Origin of the sequence: Rhodosalinus sp. FB01 (genome assembly GCF_041365715.1) — a bacterium.
Taxonomy (GTDB): domain Bacteria; phylum Pseudomonadota; class Alphaproteobacteria; order Rhodobacterales; family Rhodobacteraceae; genus Rhodosalinus.
On sequence record NZ_JBGFSH010000002.1, the window covers coordinates 282,878 to 299,051 of the forward strand.

A 16,174-nucleotide genomic window follows, 5' to 3' on the forward strand; every position below is an offset into this window, starting at 1 on the left:
GACGCCCGCACAACTTGGGCCCGGCACCCTGACGGAGGCGATGCGATGACCCTGCGCGATGCGGCAATGACGGCGCGCGAGAACGCCTACGCGCCCTATTCCGGCTTCAAGGTGGGCGCCGCCCTGCGCGGCGCGGGGGGAGGCCTCTTCGGCGGCTGCAACGTCGAGAACGTCGCCTACCCAGAGGGCACTTGCGCCGAGGCCGGCGCGATCGCGGCCATGGTGACGGCGGGAGAGACCGTGATCGCCGAGGCCTATGTCGTGGCCGACAGCCCCGAACCCGTAACGCCCTGCGGCGGCTGCCGGCAGAAGCTCGCCGAATTCGCCGCGCCCGACGTCAGGGTGACACTGGCCACGACCTCGGGCGTCGAGACCACGACCACGGTGGGCGCGCTTCTGCCCGGCGCCTTCGGCGCGGACCACATGGACCGCGGCTGAATGGAGGCGCGCGCGCTTCTCTCCGAGCTCCGCCGCGGCGAGGCGCCCACGGGCGATGCGCTCGCCTGGGCGGCGGAGGCGCTCGCCGACGGGCGGATGAGCGACGCGCAGGCCGGCGCCTTCGCCATGGGCATCTGCCGCATGGCGCTGCCCGAAAGCGCGCGCACGGCGCTCACGCTCGCCATGCGCGACAGCGGCGAGGTGCTGCGCTGGGATCTCGACGGCCCGGTGCTCGACAAGCACTCGACCGGCGGCGTGGGCGACTGCGTGAGCCTCGTCCTCGCGCCCGCTCTGGCGGCCTGCGGCGCCTACGTGCCGATGATCTCGGGGCGCGGGCTCGGCCACACCGGCGGCACGCTCGACAAGCTGGAGGCGATCCCGGGGCTCCGGGTCGATCTCGACGCCCAGCGCCTGCGGGAGACCGTGGCGCGGGCGGGTGCTGCCATCGTCGCGGCCTCGGCGCGGGTCGCCCCGGCCGATCGCCGGCTCTACGCCGTGCGCGACGTGACCGGCACGGTGGAAAGCCTCGATCTCATCACCGCCTCGATCCTGTCGAAGAAGCTCGCCGAGGGGCTCGATGGCCTCGTGCTGGACGTGAAGCTCGGCTCCGGCGCCTTCATGAAGACCCGCGAGGACGCCCGCGCGCTCGCCCGCGCCCTCGTCACCACGGCGACGGCGGCGGGCTGCCCCGCCACCGCGCTCGTCACCGACATGAGCCAGCCGGTCGCCCCCGCCCTCGGCAACGCGCTCGAGATGGCCAAGGTGATGCGCGCCCTGACCGGGCAGGAGGCGGGCGCGCTCGGCGCCCTGTCCGCCGCGCTCGGCGGCGAGCTTCTGGCCGGCGCAGGGCTCGCCACGGACGCTGCGGAAGGCGCGGCGCGCATCGCGGAGGCCATCTCGTCGGGCGCGGCGGCCGAACGCTTCGGCCGGATGGTGGCCCATCAGGGCGGCCCGGTGGCCTTCGTGGAGGAGTGGCCGCGCTTCCTGCCCGAGGCTCCGGTGATCCGCGAGGTGGCGGCCGGCGAGGCGGGCCATGTCGCCGTGATCGACGGGGAGGCGCTCGGCCTCGCCGTGGTCGATCTCGGCGGCGGCCGGAAGGTGGAAGGCGACCGGGTCGATCCGGCGGTGGGTCTTTCGGATGTGGTCCGCCTCGGCCAGCGCGTGGCGAAGGGCCAGCCCCTCGCCCGCGTCCATGCCGCCCGCGAAAGCCAGGCGGAGGCGGCGGTGCGCGCCGTGCGCGCGGCCGTCACGCTCGCCCCCGCGGCGCCCGAGCCGCCGCCGCTCGTCCACGAGAGGCTCGCGCCGTGACGCGCGCCTTCCTCGTGGTGATGGACAGCGTCGGCATCGGCGGCGCGCCGGACGCGGCGGAGTATTTCAACGGCGACGTGCCCGACACCGGCGCCAACACGGTGGCCCATGTCGCGCAGGCCTGCGCCCGCGGCGCGGCCGAGGAGGGGCGCAGCGGGCCGCTTTCGCTGCCGCACCTGGACGCGCTCGGCCTCGGCGCGGCGGTGCGGCTTGCGAGCGGGGCCGAGGCGCCGGGGCTCGGCGCGGAGCCTTCCGGGCTCTGGGGCGCGGCGACGGAGACGTCGCGTGGGAAGGACACGCCCTCGGGCCACTGGGAGCTCGCCGGCCTGCCCGTGCCCTGGGACTGGACCTATTTCCCCGATACCGAGCCCGCCTTCCCGGAAGAGCTCGTCGCCGAGGTGTGCCGGCTGGCCGGAACGGAGGGCATCCTCGGCAACCGCCACGCCTCGGGCACCGAGATCGTGGCCGAGCTCGGCGAGGCGCATCTGAAAACCGGCTGGCCGATCTGCTACACCGCGGCCGACAGCGTGTTCCAGATCGCCGCCCACGAGGAGGCGTTCGGCCTCGACCGGCTCTTGGCGCTTTGCGAGGCGCTGGCGCCGAGGCTCCATGCCATGCGCGTGGGCCGCGTCATCGCGCGACCCTTCCTCGGCGATCCCGAGGGCGGCTTCGCCCGCACCGCCAACCGGCGCGACTATGCCGTCGCGCCGCCCGAGCCGGTGCTCACCAAATGGGTGCAGGAGGCCGGCGGGCGCGTCATCGCCATCGGCAAGCTCGGCGACATCTTCTCGATGGCGGGCATCGACGCGCTGCGCAAGGGCACCGACGCCGAGCTCATGGACCATCTCGCCGACTGCATCGCCAAGGCGCCGGCGGGCAGCCTCACCTTCGCGAATTTCGTGGAGTTCGACCGCCTCTGGGGGCATCGCCGCAACGTCTCCGGCTACGCCCGCGCGCTCGAGTGGTTCGACGCGCGTCTCGGGCGGCTCCTGCCGCGGCTTGGCCCAGAGGATCTCCTGATCCTGACCGCCGATCACGGCAACGACCCCACCTGGGCCGGCACCGACCACACGCGGGAGCGCGTGCCCGTGCTCTGCGCGGGGGCGGCCACGGGCAGCGCGGGGCTCGTGGCCTTCGCGGACGTGGCCGCGAGCGTGGCGGCCCATCTGGGCGTGCCCGCCCGCGGCCCCGGGCGGAGCTTCCTGTGAGCCTCGCGGCGCTTCCGAAGGTGGAGCTGCACCTTCACCTCGAGGGCGCGGCGCCGCCGGAGTTCATCCGCCGGGTCGCGGCGGAGAAACGCGCCGACATCTCGCGGGCCTTCGGGCCGGACGGCGGTTATGCCTTCGCGGATTTCGCCCGCTTCCTCGAGGTCTACGAGGCCGCGACGAGCGTGCTGACGACGCCCGAGGCCTATCACCGTCTGACCCTCGCCGTGCTGGAGGCGAGCGCCGCCGCGGGCGTGATCTACACCGAGGCGTTCCTCAGCCCCGATTTCTGCGGCGGCGGCGACGTGGCCGCGTGGCGCGAGTATCTCGCCGCGATCCGCGAGGCGGCCGTGACCGCCCGGGCGCGCCACGGCATCGAGATGCGCGGCGTCGTCACCTGCATCCGCCATTTCGGCCCCGACACGGCGAAGCGCGCCGCGCTCTGCGCCGCCGAGACCACGGGCGATTTCGTCACCGGCTTCGGCATGGGCGGCGACGAACGGCGGGGGCGGCAGGGCGATTTCGCCTACGGCTTCGACATGGCGCGCGAGGCCGGGCTCGGCCTTACAACCCATGCCGGGGAATGGGCGGGCGCCCATTCGGTGCGCCAGGCACTCGACGATTTGCGGGTGGCCCGGATCGGCCACGGCGTCCGCGCCGTCGAAGACCCCGACCTCGTGGCGCGCCTCGCGGAGGGGCAGATCACGCTCGAGGTCTGCCCCGGCTCCAACGTGGCGCTGGGGCTCTACGCATCCGTCGCGGACCATCCCATCGCGGCGCTTCGCGCGGCGGGGGTGCCGGTGACCGTCTCCACCGACGACCCGCCCTTCTTCCGCACCGCCCTGACCGCGGAATACGCCGCGCTGCACGCGGCCTTCGGCTGGGAGGAGGAGGATTTCGCCGAGTTGAACCGCACGGCCCTCGGCGCCGCGTTCTGCGACGCGGAGACCCGCGTGCGGCTTCTGAAGCGGATCGGCGGCGCGGCCTGAACGGCCGTCATGTCCGGCCCCGACGCGGGGCAAGCGGGCGGGACGGCCGTTCGGGCGCCGCGCATCGGCGGTTTCCGCCGCGCGCGGGAGGCTCTAGAAAGGGGCCGACAACAGCGCAGGATCGCCCGATGACCGACACCGCCCGTCACGAAACCCTCACGATCGTCACGCATCCGCTGGTGCAGCACAAGCTCTCCCACATGCGGGACAAGAGCACCTCGACCGCGGGGTTCCGGCGCCTCCTGCGCGAGATCAGCCAGCTTCTGGCCTACGAGGTCACCCGCAACCTGCCGCTCACGACGATGCCGATCGAGACGCCGATGGAGGAGATGGACGCGCCGGTGCTCGCCGGCAAGAAGCTCGCGCTGATCTCGATCCTGCGGGCGGGCAACGGGCTCCTCGACGGGGTGCTCGAACTCGTGCCCTCCGCGCGGGTGGGATTTGTCGGGCTCTACCGCGACGAGGAGACGCTGCAGCCCGTCCAGTACTACTTCAAGGTGCCCGACGGGCTCGGGGACCGGACGGTGATCGTGGTGGACCCGATGCTGGCCACGGGCAATTCCTCGGCCAAGGCGATCGACCTGCTGAAGGAGGCCGGCGCGCGGGACGTGCGATTCCTCTGCCTGCTCGCCGCCCCCGAGGGCGTGGAGCGGATGCGCGAGGCGCATCCCGACGTGCCGGTGATCACGGCGGCGCTAGACGAGCGGCTGAACGAGAAGGGCTACATCGTGCCGGGGCTTGGGGATGCCGGGGATCGCATGTACGGCACAAAATGAGGGAGATATCCCCGTGATGCTGGGGATGCGCGCTTTACGAAGCGCCGATCTTGGGGCATCCTCACGTCAAGCTTGAGGGGGCCGCCATGTCATTCTGCCGATCGCTGCCCGCAGCCGCCGTCGCGTTCTGCGTCCTGTTCACCGCCACGCCGGGCCTGTCCCAGGCGCTGCGCGACGCCGGCCCGCCGGCCGAACTGCCGCCGGCATCCTTTGACGGGCGCGAATATGTCGACAGCCGGGGCTGCGTCTACATCCGCGCGGGACTCGACGGAAACGTCACCTGGGTGCCCCGCGTCACCCCCGACCGCCAGCACATCTGTGGCGCGGAGCCCACCTTCGCCCAGGCCGCCCCGGCGGCACCCCCCCAGACCGAGCCGCAAGTCGCCGAAGCCGCGGAAGAGCCCGTCAGCACAGCGCCCGTAGCCGACGCGCAACAGGCCGCGGAGGACCGGCGCGCGGCCACCGCCCAGCGACAGGCGGAAGCGCGCCGGCAGGCCGAGGCGCGCCGCGCCGCGGCGGCACGGCAGGCCGAGGCCCGGCGCAAGGCGGAGGCGCGGCGGCAGGCCGAACTCTCGGCGCAGCTGCGCGCCTCGGCGGGAAAGCGCGTGCGGATCCTCACCTGCGATGCGGTGGCGGAGCGCGGCGGCGCCAGGGTGGCCGCGGCGAACGGCGTGCGCCGGCGCTGCGGGCCCGGCGCCGCGGCGAAAACCGGCCGCGTCGCGGACCTGGGCGGCCATCGCCGCGAGATGCCCGGCCACAGCACGACGATCATCTACCGGACCGCGGACGGGCGCACCGTTTCCGGCAAGGCCCGCATCGTTCCGCGCCGCGTCTACCAGGCCGCGGACGCATCGCACCGGCGCGTCCGGGTGCCCGAGGGCTACAAGCCGGCCTGGCAGGACGACCGGCTGAACCCGCAGCGTGGAGAGCGGACGGCGGAAGGACGTGCGGCGATGCGCCTGGTCTGGACGGACACCGTGCCGCGGCGCCTCGTCGATCCCCGCACCGGCCGCGATGTCAGGGACCGGAATCCGGAGCTCTTCTACCCCTTCACCGACATGGAAACGCAGGAGGCGTACCTGTCGATGCGGGGCCGGGTTCTCGTGCTGAAAGCCGCCGACGGGCGGGTGAAGCTGGTGCCGCGACGCGATGCGGACGCCGCCGCCGGCACCGTCTCGAGTCGCTCCGCGGCCGCGGTTCGCCGCCCCGCGACGCAGGGCGGGGACGGGTTCGGCACGCTCGATCACCGCTACCTTCAGATCGGGCTCTTCGGCAGCCGCGACGAAGCCTACGCCGCCGGGCGGCAGCTTGCCGGGCTGGGGATGACCGTGCGGTTCGGCACGCTCGTGCGCGGAAGCGAGCGGACGCCGACCCTCGTCGCCGGCCCGTTCGCCGATGCCGCCGGCCTGTCGCGCGCCGCGCAAAGCGCCCGCGCCGCGGGCATGGACCACATCGTCCCGCGGCGCTGAGCGCGCCGTTCCTTGGTCAGTTGCCGCAGATTGCCTGCAGGCGCAGCCAGTCCGGGTCGCCGAGCACCGGGCGCGGCGTGATCCCCGCGTCGGGGTCCGCCTCGACGAGGCCGAGCACGCTTTCGCCCGTCACGTCGCGGGCGAAGGCGTAAGGCGTGCTGCTGATCCCGGCGGCCTGAAACGCCGCGAGCAGCGCCTCGTCGGGAACCGGTGCGGGCTCGGCGGACAGAAGCGTTTCGGTGTGCCGCTCGAGCAGCGGCTCCGGCAGCGTCCCGGTCGTCAGAAGCCGCAGGCTCGCTCCCATCCCGCCCTCGGACAGCAATCGGCGCAGCGGATCGCCCCGGGCCTCTCGCACCGCCTCGGCCAGCACGTAACCGGCCGTGACATCCGGCTGGTCGGGACCCTCGACCAGGGCCCGCCCGAGCAGGATCCTTCCGCCGGGCAGGTGCGCCGTGACCGCGGGCGCGTCGCTCAGCACGACGAGATCGCGGCGGCGCGTCTCGCCCAGCACACGGGCGGCCAGCCGCTGCAACGCGGCGACACCCTCGGGATCGTTGCAGGGCGCGCCCGCGACCCGGCCGACATGACCCAGAAGCGCCGCGCCGATCTCGGCGCGCTTGGCCTCTGGAACCACCGAAACCGTGTGCCCGAGCAGCGCGCCGGGAAGCCACACGGCCCCGAATGCGAGGATCGCGAGCGCGCTGCCGAGCCCGGCGGCAAGGCGAAGCCGGCCGCGCTGCGGGCGGCGTCGGTCGATCGAGCGCATGAGCCGCCCGATCGCGTCGATCATCACCGTTTCATCGGCGGGCAGTTCCAGCTCCTCGTCCGGATCGCCGTCGGGATGGAAGATCGCCGGAAGCTCGCCCGGATTGGCCCGCGCCACCGCCGCGAGCGACCAGTGCGCGAGCGGCCGGTCGGACATGTCCGTGATGGTCAGCGTGGCATCGCCGAGCGAGACGATCACGTCACGGCGCTGCGACGCGGCATCCGCACGCCACACCCCCGAGGCCTCGAGCCTCTCGAACTCCTCGAGCGCGGTCATGGGGGCTGCCCGGCCTCCTTCTGCGTGTTGGCGCAACGGTATCACGCTTCGCGCGCGAGGAGCAATCTGCCCCCCGGCCCCGCCATTGCACACCGTCCGGCGATGGGCCATGACGGTTTCATGACGCCCGGTCTTCTCGCGCTCTTCGTCCATGTCTTCACCGCCACCGGCGCGGTCTTCGCCATGCTCGCAATGCTGGCGGCGGCCGATGCCGACTGGCCCATGATGTTCCTGTGGCTCGTGGTGGCCTTCGCGGTGGACGGCGTGGACGGCCCGCTCGCCCGCCGCTACCACGTCAAGCGGAACGCACCGCGCTTCGACGGCGAACTGCTCGACCTGATCATCGACTACCTGACCTACGTCTTCATCCCGGCCTTCGCCCTTTTCAAGTCGGACCTGCTGCCGGGATGGACGGGCTGGGTGGCGATCATCCTCATCACCTTCGCCTCCGCGCTCTACTTCGCGGACACCCGGATGAAGACGGAAGACAAGTCCTTCTGCGGATTTCCCGGCGCCTGGAACATGGTCGCGCTGGTGCTTTTCGCGGTACGGCCGGATTTCTGGGCGATCCTCGGACTGGTCAGCGTGCTTGCGGTGGCGATGTTCCTGCCGGTGAAATTCGTCCACCCGGTGCGCACCCGGCGCTGGCGCGCGGTGACCCTGCCGGTGGCGCTTGCATGGACCGGATTCGCGGGCTGGGCGGCCTGGGTGCAGTTCGACCCCGAGACATGGGCGCACTGGGGCCTGATCGTCTGCTCGGTCTATCTGCTGGGGGCGGGAGCCGCGCAGCAGATCCTGCCGGCCCGCCGCTGACGGCGTCTGGACGCGGCGCGACGGAACGGGCATGCCCCACGGCATGCAGCCCGCCGCAAACCCCGCGCTCGCCGCGCTTCTGACCACAGCCGCCGCGGCCTTCGCGGCCGGCACGACGCTTCTGGCCAAGGCGCTGGGCGCGGGCGCGCTCGGCCCCGAGCTTCATCCGCTGCAGATCAGCCACGGGCGCTTCGTCTTCGCGCTGCTCGCCATCGGCCTCGCGGCGCTGGTGCTGCGCCCGCGCCTCATGCGACCGGACCTGTCCACCCACGCGGTGCGCTCGCTTTGCGGCTGGGGCGGCGTCACGCTCATGTTCGCGGCGGCGGCCCACATCCCGCTCGCCGACGCGACCGCGATCAGTTTCCTGAACCCGGTCTTCGGGATGCTCCTCGCCATCCCGCTGCTGGGCGAGCGGGTGGGCCGCATCCGCTGGGCCGCCGCGCTGATCGCGCTTGCCGGCGCGGCCATCCTCCTGCGGCCGGGGCCGGAAAGCTTTCGCCCGGCCGCCCTGCTCGCCCTCGGTGCGGCGCTCGCCATGGGGCTCGAGCTCATCTTCATCAAGCGCCTCGCCGGCCGGGAGCCGCCGCACCAGATCCTTCTCGTGAACAACGCGATCGGGCTTGCGATCTCCTCCGTCGCGGCGATCTGGATCTGGGTCGCGCCGTCGCCCGCGCAATGGGCGGCGCTCGCCGGGATCGGGGTGCTCATGGCCGGGGCCCAGGCCTGCTTCGTCAACGCGATGGCCCGCGCCGACGCGAGCTTCGTCGCGCCCTTCTTCTACGCCGCGCTGATCTTCGCCGCGCTTTACGACGCGGCCGTGTTCGGGGTGCGGCCGGACGCGGTGTCCGTGGCCGGGTCCGCGGTGATCGTCGCGGGCGCCGCGCTACTCGCCTGGCGCGAGGGCCGCCGCCGGGCGCCGCCGCCGCCGGTCATGCCTTCAGCCGGTATCCCGTCCGGAAGAGGACCCAGCACAGAAGACTGACCACGAGTGTCGCGCCGCCACAGATCACCAGCCCGAGCGCGGGCGAGCTGTCGGACACGCCGATGATCCCGTAGCGCGCCCCGTCGATCAGGTAGAAGACCGGGTTCACATGCGTGATCTCCCACATGACGGGCGGCAGGGCCTCCACCGAGTAGAAGGTGCCCGACAGGAAGGCGAGCGGCGTGATGACGAAATTGGTGATCGCGGCCATCTGGTCGAACTTCTGGGCGAAGAGACCCGCAAGCAGCCCCAGCCCGCCCAGAAGGGCCGAGCCCAGCACCACGAAGCCGAGCGCCCAGACGGGATGCGCCACGCCGAGGCCCAGGAAAAGCAGGTATCCCGCACCGATCGAAAGCGCCACGAAAAGGCCGCGGGCCACCGCGCCGGCCAGGTAGCCGATCACCATCTCCCCCGCCGAGAGCGGCGGCATCAGCGTGTCCACGATATTGCCCTGCACCTTCGACACCACGAGCGAGGACGAGGAGTTCGCGAAGGCGTTCTGGATCACCATCATCATCAGGATGCCGGGCGCGATGAAGGTGGTGAAGGCCACGCCCATCACCTCGCCCCGGGTGGGGCCGATGGCGATGGAGAAGATCACCATGAAGAGACCCGCGGTGACCAGGGGCGCCATGAGCGTCTGCAACCAGACCGCAAGAAAGCGCTGGATCTCGCGCAGCGACAGCGTCCAGAGACCGAGCCAGTTGACTCTTCCGAACCGCCGCACCCCCATGCCGTGCGCACCCGTCCCGCTCATGCCGATCTCCCTTTGGCTTTGCCGCCCCCGCGGGCGAGTCGCGGCCTTGTAACCCGCTCGCGAAGGGTTAGAATAGAGGTCCGACCGGAAAGAGGCGGGCGGCGCGGCGACGCGACCGCCCCTTTCATTGCATTACTCCGAGGAAACCGCATGTCCTGGACCGAGGAACGCGTCGAGCTGCTGAAGAAGATGTGGAGCGAGGGCCAGTCCGCCTCCCAGATCGCCAAGGAACTTGGCGGCGTGACCCGCAACGCGGTGATCGGCAAGGTGCACCGGCTGGGCCTGTCGAACCGCGCCGGCGCCGCGACGGCGGCGGCGGCGGCCGCGGCGCCGCAGCCCGCCGCGGACGCAAAACCGGCCAAGGCGCCCAGGGCCGACACGCCCAAGGCCGACGCCAAGGCCAGGCCCGCCGCGCAGCCCGAGCCGAAACCGGTCGAGGCGGAGCCCGCCGCGCCGCCGCAGCCGGCGGAGCCCGCCGCGCCGCCGCAGGTCGCGCGCAAGGCGATCGTGCCCGCGGGCCAGCCGCTGCCGCCGCAACCCTCGGCCAACGAGATCAGCCCCGAGGCGCTCGCCCGCGTGTCCGAGATCGAGAAGAAGGCGCGCAAGCTCACGCTGATGGAATTGACGGAACGCACCTGCAAGTGGCCCGTGGGCGACCCCGCGACAGAGAATTTCTGGTTCTGCGGCCTTCCCGTCCAGCCCGGCAAACCCTATTGCGAGGCGCATGTCAGCGTGGCCTTCCAGCCGATGAGCTCGCGCCGCGACCGGCGGCGATAGCACCGGGGCCGGCTCTGGCCGGCCGCCCTCTCACGTCATTCTTTGAAGACCACTCCGCGTGTCACCGGGGCCGGAAGATGGCCTCGAGGGCGCGAAGCCGCGTGGCAAGGCGCTTGGAAGCGCCTTGCGCGGCGCCTTGTGCCGGCGGGCCGCGGCATCCTATATGCGCCCTCATGACAACGAACCCGCCCGATCTGCGCCCCGACCTCGCCCGCGCCTGCCTGACCGAGGCGCGGCGCGCCGACCAGCCGACCATCGGCATGGTCTCGCTCGGCTGTCCCAAGGCGCTGGTGGACAGCGAGCGCATCCTCACGCGGCTCAGGGCCGAGGGCTATGGCATCTCGCCGGAGTATGCTGGGGCGGACGCGGTCATCGTGAACACCTGCGGTTTTCTGGATAGCGCCAAGGCGGAGAGCCTCGACGCGATCGGCGAGGCGCTGAAGGAAAACGGCCGGGTGATCGTCACCGGCTGTCTCGGCGCCGAGCCCGATTACATCACAGGCACGCACCCCAAGGTTCTCGCCGTCACCGGGCCGCACCAGTACGAACAGGTGCTGGACGCCGTGCATGCCGCCGTGCCGCCCGCGCCGGACCCGTTCGTCGACCTGCTGCCGGCTTCGGGCGTGACGCTCACGCCCCGGCATTACAGCTATCTCAAGATCTCCGAGGGCTGTAACCACAAGTGCCGCTTCTGCATCATCCCCGACATGCGCGGAAAGCTCGCCTCGCGCCCGCACCGCGCCGTGATGCGCGAGGCCGAGAAGCTGGTCGAGGCCGGAGTGAGGGAGCTTCTCGTCATCAGCCAGGACACCTCCGCCTACCTGACGGACGCGGAGCGGCTGGGAGAGGAGGCCCCGATCACGCGTCTTGCCCGCGATCTGGGATCTCTCGGCGCATGGGTGCGCCTGCATTACGTCTATCCCTACCCGCATGTCCGCCAGCTGATCCCGCTGATGGCGGAGGGGCTCGTGCTTCCCTATCTCGACATCCCGTTCCAGCACGCCCATCCCGAGACGCTCAGGCGCATGGCGCGCCCCGCGGCCGCCGCAAGGACGCTCGACGAGATCGCCGCCTGGCGGAAGGTCTGCCCGGATCTGGCGCTCCGCTCCACCTTCATCGTGGGCTATCCGGGCGAGACCGAGGAAGAATTCCAGACCCTGCTCGACTGGCTGGAGGAGGCGCGGCTCGACCGCGTGGGGTGCTTCAAGTACGAGAACGTCGCCGGCGCCCGATCGAACGCCCTGCCCGACCACGTTCCCGAAGAGGTCAAGGCCGACCGCTGGAACCGCTTCATGGAAAAGGCGCAGGCGATCTCCGAGGCGAAGCTCGCGGCGCGGGTCGGGCAGCGCATGGAGGTGATCGTGGACCTCGTCGAGGACGACGCCGCCACCTGCCGCACGAAGGCCGACGCGCCCGAGATCGACGGATGCCTCTTCATCGACGAGGGGCACGAGCGGCTTTCGCCCGGCGACATCGTCACCGTCGAGGTGGACGAGGCGGGCGAGTACGATCTTTGGGGCAGGATCGCATGAGCCGCGACGCACCGACGCGCGCCCTTGCCGCCGCCGGATCGCGCGACATCTCCGGCTCATGACGAGCGAAAACGATACCCGCGTGCTCTACAACGCCGAGTGCCCGGTCTGCTCCTTCGAGATCGGCCATTACCGCGACTACGCCGAGGCGCGCGACCTGCCGATCCGGTTCGACGACCTGAACGGCCCGGAGCGCGCCCAATGGGGGCTGTCGGAGGACGCCGCGGCGCGGCGGCTCTACGTCCTGAAGGACGGCACGCTGCACGGCGGGCTCGACGCGTTCCTCGTGCTCTGGCGGCAGATGCCCCGTTACCGCTGGCTCGCACGGATGGTCGCGCTGCCGGGCGTGCGCCAGGCGGCCTCCGCGCTTTACGACTATGTGCTCGCCCCGCTCATCTACCGGTGGCATCTGCGCCGAAACGCGCGCGCCCGCGCCTGAGGCGGCTTGCATCGCCGCCGCGCCTCGCCGAAGAACGCGGGCATGGCGAAGCTCCATTTCCATTACTCGACCATGAACGCCGGCAAGTCGACGCTGCTCTTGCAGGCGTCGCACAACTACCGCGAACGGGGCATGGACACCTATCTTCTGACGGCGGCCCTCGACACGCGCGCGGGCCGGCGACGCATTGGCTCGCGCATCGGCATCGGATCCGAGGCCGATACCTACGCGCCGGGCGAGGACCTTGAGGCGAAGATCGCGGCACGGCGCACCGCGGGCCCGCTCGCCTGCGTCTTCGTGGACGAGGCCCAGTTCCTGGAGCCGGACCAGGTCTGGCAACTCGCGCGCGTGGTGGACGATCTCGACCTGCCGGTCATGTGCTACGGGCTGCGCGTCGATTTCCGGGGCGAGCTTTTCCCGGGCTCCGCGGCGCTTCTGGCGCTGGCCGACGAGATGCGGGAGGTGCGCACGATCTGCCATTGCGGGCGAAAGGCCACCATGGTCGTGCGCCGGGGCGCGGATGGGGCGGCGCTGACCGAGGGCGCACAGGTTTGCATCGGCGGCAACGAGACCTACGTCTCCCTATGCAGGCGCCATTGGCGGGAAGAGATGGGCGACCGCCGTCTCTGATCCCCGCGCCGGGAAATCCACACGAGCGAAAGGAGGCCCAATTGGACCGCCTGAGCATCTTTCTCACCCTCCCAAGCGGCCCCGTCGCCGCCGGCAGCCTCGTGATCGCGGTGCTGAGTCTGGGCTACTACAACTGGCTCGCGATCGGCATCGCGGCCGCGATCGGCTTCGCGCTGGCGTGGCCCACGGCCTACCTGATCTCCCGCAGGATCAAGCGCCGCGACCCGGACTGGAAGCCCGACGCCGAGCCCGGAGATTACGGCCCGCTGCCGCCCCGCGACGCGCCGGAGGTCTAGGGCGAAGAAAGGTTTTCGATCGAAAACCTTTCGCCGTGCACAAGCCCGAGAGACCCGCCGCGAAGGTTCGATCGAACCTTCGCGCTAAACGGGGTTGGGCACGTCCCGCCCGTCGAAGAACGCGACAAGGTTGTCCACCGCCATCAGCCCCATCGATTCCCGAACCTCGAGGGCGGCCGTGCCGAGATGCGGCAGCAGCGTGACGTTCTCCAGCGCGTTGAGCGCCGCGGGCACCTTGGGCTCGCGTTCATAGACGTCGAGCCCGGCGCCGGCGATCTCGCCCGCCTGGAGCGCCGCGATCAACGCGTCCTCGTCCACGATGTCGCCCCGCGCGATGTTGACAAAATGCGCATGGCGCGGCATCGCCGCGAACACCTCGGCGCCGATCATGTGGCGGGTCTCTGCCCCGCCCGGCAGCGCGACGACCAGAACATCGACCGTTTCCGCCAGCGTCGTGAGCGTGTCGCAGCGGCGCGCCGGGAAGTCGAGGTCCCGCGCGGAGCGGTTGAAATAGGCGACCTCCATCCCGAAGCCATGATGGCAACGCCGCGCGATGGCCTGCCCGATCCGGCCCATGCCGACGATGCCCGCGCGTTTGCCGGTGACGTGGAGGCCCAGCATCTGCGTCGGATGCCAGCCCTCCCACATGCCCGCACGCACCATCCGCTCGCCTTCGGACGCGCGGCGACAACTCATCAGGATCAGCATCATGCCGATGTCGGCGGTGGCATCCGTGACCGCGCCGGGCGTATTGGTCACGGCAAGGCCGCGCGCCCGGGCCGCCTCGACGTCGATGTGGTTGTAGCCCACTCCGAAATTGGCGAGGATCCGGCAGCGCGGTTGCGTGAACTCTGCGAAGACCTCTTCGGAATACCGGTCGCCGAGCGTGGGCAGCACACCGTCGTATAGCACCAGGGACGACCGCATCTCGGCCACGCTCATGGGCGCCGTGTTCCGGCGCACCTCCACCTCGAAGCGGTCGGTCGCGGCCTCGATCACGCGGTCTGGCAGCGGGCGGGTGATCAGGATGCGGGTCATTGCACGCGCTCTCCGTTGGGAACCGGCCGATCCGGCGAGACGAGGACGATGGCGCCATCGGCGTCCGCGAAACCCAGCACCAGCACCTCCGAGAGGAACCGGCCGATCTGCCGCGGCGGGAAATTCACCACGGCCGCGACCTGCCGCCCGGGCAGGGTATCGGGATCGTAATGCACTGTGATCTGCGCCGAGCTTTTCCGTTCCCCGATCTCCGGCCCGAAATCGATCCAGAGCTTCACGGCCGGCTTCCGCGCTTCGGGGAAGGGGGCCGCGCGGGTCACGGTGCCCACGCGGATATCGACGGCAAGGAAGTCGTCCATGCCGATCTCAGCCATCGCGCAGTTCCCGCGAGCGGCGCGCCGCCGCCGAAACGCTGCGGCGCAAGAGCGGACGCAGGCCCGCCGCCTCGTCCATCAGGACCGAAAGCCCCGCCTCGGTCGTGCCGCCCGGGCTCGTGACGTTGCGGCGCAGCTGGTCCGGCGCCTCCTCGGCAGCCTCGGCGAGCGCGCCGGCCCCGGCGACCGTGCCCTTGGCAAGCTCCATCGCGAGCGCGGGCGGCAGGCCCTCGGCCTCCCCCGCGGCGGCGAGCGCCTCGATCATGTGGAAGACGTAGGCGGGACCCGACCCGGAGACGGCGGTCACCGCGTCCATCTGGTCTTCGCTGTCCAGCCGGACGACCTTGCCCACCGCCGAGAGCAGCACCTCCGCCCGGTCGAGCGCCGCCCGGCCCGCCACGGCATTGCCGACGATGGCGGTGATGCCCCGGCCCACGGCCGCGGGCGTGTTCGGCATGGCGCGCACGACCGGCGTTCCCGGGCCGAGCGCATCCTCGAAGAAACGGATCGGCGTGCCGGCCGCGACCGACACGAAAAGCGTCTCGCCCCCCGCGTAGCCCTCGAGCACGGGAAGCGCGTCGCGCATCATCTGGGGTTTCACGGCCACGAGGGCGACCGCGGGCGGCGCCGCCGGCATCTCGTTCAGGTGCACGCCCTGCCGCGTCAGCCAGTCGGACGGGTTCGGGTCCGTGACCCAGACCGCCTCCGGCGGCAGCCCGCGGGACAGCCACCCCGCGAGCATCGCGGACCCCATCTTGCCGCAGCCCAGAAGGACGAGGCCGCGCCGCGCGATGTCGTCGAAGTCCATCGGCCCTCCGCCAGTTCCCGCCGCCAGGCCCCGGTTTTACGCGCGGCCGTAGGCCTCGGCAATGGCGACCTGCAGCGCCTGCGGCGGGGTCTTGTCACCCCAAAGCACGAGCTGGAAGGCCGGGTAGTAGCGCTCGGCCGACAGTACCGCGGCGGTGATCATGGTGTCGATCTGCTCGGGGCTCGCCACCTGCTCGCCGGCGAGAACGAGGCCGTAGCGGTAGACCATGAGCTTCTGCGCCTGCCACCATGTGAAGGCCCCGGCCCAGCAGCGATCGTTGACGAGGTTGAGCGTCTCGTGAAGCGCCGGCAGGCGCTCCGCAGGGGGCTCCATCTCGAAGGTGCAGATCATCCGCAGCGTCTCGTCATAGGCCGACCAGGCCAGCGTGATGGAGTAGGTGCGCCACTGCCCCTCGACCGCCATGGCGATCTGGTCTTCCGCGATGCGGTCGAAATCCCAGTCGTGGTGCTCGGCCAGGTGCTCGACGATGTCGATGGGGTGAATGTCTTCTTCCAGGAACTGCTCGGACACGGACATGGG

Annotated in this window: 19 protein-coding genes; 13 read left to right on the forward strand and 6 right to left on the reverse strand. The window is 71.6% G+C overall.

Annotation, left to right across the window (positions count from 1 at the left end):
- Positions 1 to 45: 45 nt before the first annotated feature.
- The 6 genes from AB6A65_RS04085 to AB6A65_RS04110 all read left to right on the forward strand — a co-directional run bounded on the left by AB6A65_RS04085 (position 46) and on the right by AB6A65_RS04110 (position 6,185).
- Positions 46 to 438 carry a cytidine deaminase gene (locus AB6A65_RS04085; RefSeq protein ID WP_371037081.1) on the forward strand — a complete coding sequence of 131 codons (393 nt, stop codon included), beginning with the start codon at positions 46 to 48 and terminating at the stop codon, positions 436 to 438.
- The gene (locus tag AB6A65_RS04090) at positions 439 to 1,746 is read left to right on the forward strand and encodes a thymidine phosphorylase (protein ID WP_371037082.1); all 1,308 of its coding nucleotides are present in this window, start codon (positions 439 to 441) and stop codon (positions 1,744 to 1,746) included.
- On the forward strand, positions 1,743 to 2,954 hold the full coding sequence (locus AB6A65_RS04095) for a phosphopentomutase (RefSeq protein WP_371037083.1): 1,212 nt from the start codon (positions 1,743 to 1,745) through the stop codon (positions 2,952 to 2,954). Before AB6A65_RS04090 ends, AB6A65_RS04095 begins: the two co-directional genes overlap by 4 nt.
- The gene (locus AB6A65_RS04100; RefSeq protein ID WP_371037084.1) at positions 2,951 to 3,940 is read left to right on the forward strand and encodes an adenosine deaminase; all 990 of its coding nucleotides are present in this window, start codon (positions 2,951 to 2,953) and stop codon (positions 3,938 to 3,940) included. The genes AB6A65_RS04095 and AB6A65_RS04100 overlap by 4 nt, the downstream gene beginning before the upstream one ends.
- Positions 3,941 to 4,068: 128 nt before the next feature.
- Positions 4,069 to 4,716, forward strand: a complete 648-nt coding sequence (gene upp, locus AB6A65_RS04105) for a uracil phosphoribosyltransferase (protein ID WP_371037085.1) — start codon at positions 4,069 to 4,071, stop codon at positions 4,714 to 4,716.
- An 86-nt stretch (positions 4,717 to 4,802) separates the two neighbouring features.
- Positions 4,803 to 6,185, forward strand: coding sequence for an SPOR domain-containing protein (locus AB6A65_RS04110; RefSeq protein ID WP_371037086.1), 1,383 nt, complete (start codon positions 4,803 to 4,805; stop codon positions 6,183 to 6,185).
- 16 nt (positions 6,186 to 6,201) lie between these two features.
- On the opposite strand, the gene AB6A65_RS04115 is transcribed toward AB6A65_RS04110, so the two are convergent.
- Positions 6,202 to 7,227: a hypothetical protein gene (locus AB6A65_RS04115; protein WP_371037087.1), complete on the reverse strand. Its 1,026-nt coding sequence runs from the start codon at positions 7,225 to 7,227 to the stop codon at positions 6,202 to 6,204.
- A gap of 120 nt (positions 7,228 to 7,347) precedes the next feature.
- Here AB6A65_RS04115 and AB6A65_RS04120 point away from each other — a divergent pair, with 120 nt between their 5' ends.
- A complete protein-coding gene (locus tag AB6A65_RS04120; RefSeq protein WP_371037088.1) occupies positions 7,348 to 8,040 on the forward strand; it encodes a phosphatidylcholine/phosphatidylserine synthase in 693 nt (230 codons plus the stop codon).
- A 31-nt stretch (positions 8,041 to 8,071) separates the two neighbouring features.
- Positions 8,072 to 9,022: a DMT family transporter gene (locus AB6A65_RS04125; protein WP_371037089.1), complete on the forward strand. Its 951-nt coding sequence runs from the start codon at positions 8,072 to 8,074 to the stop codon at positions 9,020 to 9,022.
- On the opposite strand, the gene AB6A65_RS04130 is transcribed toward AB6A65_RS04125, so the two are convergent.
- The gene (locus AB6A65_RS04130) at positions 8,970 to 9,779 is read right to left on the reverse strand and encodes an ABC transporter permease (protein ID WP_371037090.1); all 810 of its coding nucleotides are present in this window, start codon (positions 9,777 to 9,779) and stop codon (positions 8,970 to 8,972) included. The genes AB6A65_RS04125 and AB6A65_RS04130 overlap by 53 nt on opposite strands.
- Positions 9,780 to 9,929: 150 nt before the next feature.
- Here AB6A65_RS04130 and AB6A65_RS04135 point away from each other — a divergent pair, with 150 nt between their 5' ends.
- The 5 genes from AB6A65_RS04135 (at position 9,930) to AB6A65_RS04155 (ending at position 13,453) form a co-directional block, all read left to right on the forward strand.
- Positions 9,930 to 10,556, forward strand: coding sequence for a GcrA family cell cycle regulator (locus AB6A65_RS04135; protein WP_371037091.1), 627 nt, complete (start codon positions 9,930 to 9,932; stop codon positions 10,554 to 10,556).
- A 173-nt stretch (positions 10,557 to 10,729) separates the two neighbouring features.
- Positions 10,730 to 12,088: a 30S ribosomal protein S12 methylthiotransferase RimO gene (gene rimO / locus AB6A65_RS04140; protein WP_371037092.1), complete on the forward strand. Its 1,359-nt coding sequence runs from the start codon at positions 10,730 to 10,732 to the stop codon at positions 12,086 to 12,088.
- Positions 12,089 to 12,146: 58 nt separating this feature from the next.
- Positions 12,147 to 12,527: a thiol-disulfide oxidoreductase DCC family protein gene (locus AB6A65_RS04145; protein ID WP_371037093.1), complete on the forward strand. Its 381-nt coding sequence runs from the start codon at positions 12,147 to 12,149 to the stop codon at positions 12,525 to 12,527.
- Positions 12,528 to 12,569: 42 nt separating this feature from the next.
- Positions 12,570 to 13,157 (forward strand): thymidine kinase, encoded by a 588-nt coding sequence (locus AB6A65_RS04150; RefSeq protein ID WP_371037094.1) that lies wholly within the window; start codon positions 12,570 to 12,572, stop codon positions 13,155 to 13,157.
- A gap of 41 nt (positions 13,158 to 13,198) precedes the next feature.
- A complete protein-coding gene (locus tag AB6A65_RS04155) occupies positions 13,199 to 13,453 on the forward strand; it encodes a hypothetical protein (protein WP_371037095.1) in 255 nt (84 codons plus the stop codon).
- Positions 13,454 to 13,537: 84 nt separating this feature from the next.
- Here AB6A65_RS04155 and AB6A65_RS04160 read toward each other — a convergent pair whose 3' ends face one another.
- From AB6A65_RS04160 to AB6A65_RS04175, 4 genes are read right to left on the reverse strand one after another with little or no spacing between them, the layout of a single operon-like run.
- On the reverse strand, positions 13,538 to 14,491 hold the full coding sequence (locus AB6A65_RS04160; RefSeq protein ID WP_371037096.1) for a 2-hydroxyacid dehydrogenase: 954 nt from the start codon (positions 14,489 to 14,491) through the stop codon (positions 13,538 to 13,540).
- Positions 14,488 to 14,826 carry a tRNA-binding protein gene (locus AB6A65_RS04165; protein ID WP_371037097.1) on the reverse strand — a complete coding sequence of 113 codons (339 nt, stop codon included), beginning with the start codon at positions 14,824 to 14,826 and terminating at the stop codon, positions 14,488 to 14,490. The genes AB6A65_RS04160 and AB6A65_RS04165 overlap by 4 nt, the downstream gene beginning before the upstream one ends.
- Entirely contained in the window at positions 14,819 to 15,634 is an 816-nt protein-coding gene (gene proC, locus AB6A65_RS04170; protein WP_371037098.1) for a pyrroline-5-carboxylate reductase, read from the reverse strand. The genes AB6A65_RS04165 and proC overlap by 8 nt, the downstream gene beginning before the upstream one ends.
- A gap of 36 nt (positions 15,635 to 15,670) precedes the next feature.
- Complete coding sequence (locus AB6A65_RS04175; protein ID WP_371037099.1) at positions 15,671 to 16,171, reverse strand: YbjN domain-containing protein; 501 nt, start codon at positions 16,169 to 16,171, stop codon at positions 15,671 to 15,673.
- Positions 16,172 to 16,174: the final 3 nt, after the last annotated feature.